The following is a 2,801-nucleotide window of genomic DNA, read 5'->3' as shown; positions in this document are numbered from 1 at the left end:
CGACGGCGCCGGTGGCGTCGTACAGCGCCGCCCAGCCGTCGACATGCGCGGCGAGCCGGGCGAGCAGCGCTGCCGGGCCTTCGGTGAGAGCGGCGCGGGTGAGTTCGCGCTGCGCCTCGAACCCGGCTGTCACCGACCGGTACTGGTCGGCGGCGACGGCCTTGGACACGGCCTTGCTGATGGCGAGGAACGGCGTGGGCCTCGGCACTTCCAGCAGCGGCAGCCCTTCGGCGACGGCGGCGTCGGCGAGCGCGGCCGGGATGTCCTCGTAGTGGACGCCGACGGCGAAGCCGAGCCCGACGACCCCGGCGCCCAGCAGCCTGCGTACGTAGCGCCGCATCGCCTCGGGGTTCTCGGCGTCCAGGTTTGTCGCCGTCACGAGGAGCAGCTCGCCGCCCTCCATGTAGGGCACCGGGTCGGCCAGCTCGCTGGCGTGCACCCAGCGCACGGGCGTGCCGAGCCGGTCCTTCCCCCCGCGCACGGTGAGTTTGAGCGCCGGGTTCTGGACGAGCGAGGCGAGGGTGAGCGGCATGGAGGAACCGTAGGGCTTTCGCTGGCGGACGGGGAGCGCGGTGAGGAGGAAATACGCCGTCCCGTATGAACGGCGTACCTCAATTCTGCCAGCCTGTACGGACACGTGTGCGGGTACACGTGTCCGTATACGCGGATACGTGTACCCACGCACGTTCCCGGCGCGTCCGTCAGTCGCGCAGGTCCACCAGCAACGGCGGCGCGTAGTCGCCGGCGACCGTCCGCAGCGAGAGCACCGCGTGCCCGGCCGGCACCGAGTGCGCCAGCTCGGAGGCCGACCAGCGCTCGCGCTCGACCTTCCGTACCGTCACGGCGTCCGTCGTCACGGCCTTGCCCGTGACCAGCTTCCGGAAGGAGTGGATGGCGCGGGTGAGCGGCTGGTCGGCGAAGACCGTCCGGTGGGTGACGTCCCTGGTCTCGACCCACTCCGTGCCCCAGGCCTCGGCGAACCGCTTGCCGTCCCAGGTGGTGATCCCGGCGAAGGCCATCCGGCAGCCGACGGCGCCGAGGAGCGAGGCGTGCAGCGACTCCGGTACGTCGTCGAGGCTGCGCAGGCTGAGCACGGCGCCCGCGTTGACGGACCTGAGCCGCTGCACTCCGCGCAGGGTCTCGGCGGTGAGCGCCCGGGTCGCGTCGTCGAGGACCAGGCACACGAAGAGCGAGCGGTCGGTCCTGACGGCGGCGTTCGCCGTGAACTGGGCGAGGACCAGCCTGGCCAGCATCCGTGAGGCCTCGGCGTGCCCGCGCTCGGGCAGGTCGATACGGACCCGCAGCGGGTGTTCCAGGGTGCGCAGCGAGAACGGTCGGGTCTTGCCCGTGGTGTCGAAGAAGGCGTCGAAGGCGGGCCGGTCGAGGAGCGCGACGCGGTCGGCGAGCGCGCGGCCGGGGTCGCCCGGCGCACCCGACTGCCGTTCGCGGGCGTCGAGTTCGCGCCGCATGGCGTGCTTGCCCTCTGATTCGAGCTCCTCGCGCAGGGCGGCGAGCGCCGCCGGGGTCCCGTCGAGGAGTTCGCGCAGCTCGGGTACGGAGGGCAGCCGCCCGCGCGCGGCACGGAAGGGGCCGAGCAGTTGGGCGAGCGCGGTGGTGGCGCGGCGGCTGTCGGTGTCGGCGAGGTCGCCGACGAGGCCCTCGGCGAGTACGGCGGCGGCCTCGTCGGGGTCGGTGGTCCCGCCGTACAGGTCGAGGTCGTACACCGAGTTCGGGTCGCCGAGCCTGATCACGACGTCGTAGGCGTCGTCGGGCCCGAGCTGGGTACCGGCTGCGCAGACGGCGATGACGGCGGCCTGGCCGGCGAGCGCCTGGAGCGCGAGCGACTCGACCACGGGCCGCACGACGGCGTGCGTCTTGCCGGCGCCCGGCGGTCCTACGGCGAGCAGCGAGGTGCCGAGGAGGGCGGGGTCGAGGGCGAGGCCGGTGCCGCGCCGCGCGTACGGGTTCCGCTCCCCGTCGTGGACCGTACCGATCCTGACCTGGCGGACGAGCAGGTCGTGCCGGGCCGCGCGGACGGGCAGGTCGCGCTTGCCGGAGGGGTGGACACAGGCGGCGGCGCCCTGGGCGCGTACGGCTTCGGCGAAGGCGGCCAGCCGGGAGGGGTCGACGCGTACGGAGTGCCAGGCGCGGCGGATGCGGATGTAGTCGACGTCGTTCATCCGCCCGTCCCGCACCTCGGCGGCCAGCCGCGCGGCACTCTCGCCCTGCCCGGCGAGACGCAGCTCGGGCCATTCGGCGAGGTCGTCCTCGGGCTCGGGGTGGGTGGGCTGGGCGGCGATCTCCGCGGTGCGGTCGCGGACGCCGAGGAGGCGGCGGGCGAGTTCGGCCCAGCGGCCGAGGCGACCGAAGACCACTGCCAGCACGGCGGCCATGATCACGAAGTAGTAGTTCAGAGCTGTGTCGCCGGTCGTGGTCCCGGGCCAGGAATCCGGGGTGAGTACGAGGAGTGGCCAGATCCAGAAACTGCCGAGGTAACCGTTTCTGATCAGAGACCAGAGCAGCAGCCCCACCAGGAACGAGATCAGCGCCCCGCTGACAAGCTGGCGCAGCGGCGTCCGTTCCGGTTCCACCGCCGCCCGTGCCACATGCCCGTACGCCCACGTCCCCGGCGCGGCCGTGGCCGCCCGTGGGATGTGCAGCCACTCGCTCAGCGAAGGCCCCATCGCCGGTGCGTGGCCCGGCGCTGACGGCAGGCTCGCCGCCTCCGCGTACGGACGCCCGTACGGCGCAGGTGGCGCCCCCGACGGCATCGGCGGCGGCGATGGCGGCGCGGCGGGGCG

At 73.7% G+C, this 2,801-nt stretch carries 2 protein-coding genes; both read right to left on the bottom strand.

Features of this window, described 5'->3' with window-relative positions; all coding sequences use genetic code 11:
• On the bottom strand, positions 1-532 hold a 532-nt coding region (locus tag QR77_RS49315; protein WP_040025227.1), incomplete at its 3' end, for a PucR family transcriptional regulator ligand-binding domain-containing protein.
• 169 nt (positions 533-701) lie between these two features.
• Positions 702-2,684: an ATP-binding protein gene (locus tag QR77_RS30535; protein WP_201778832.1), complete on the bottom strand. Its 1,983-nt coding sequence runs from the start codon at positions 2,682-2,684 to the stop codon at positions 702-704.
• Between the last annotated feature and the right edge of the window lie 117 nt (positions 2,685-2,801).

The organism is Streptomyces sp. 150FB (genome assembly GCF_000818195.1).
Classification (GTDB): Bacteria; Actinomycetota; Actinomycetes; order Streptomycetales; family Streptomycetaceae; genus Streptomyces.
Note: the sequence above shows the minus strand (reverse complement) of the source record. Positions and strands in the feature narration are given on the sequence as shown.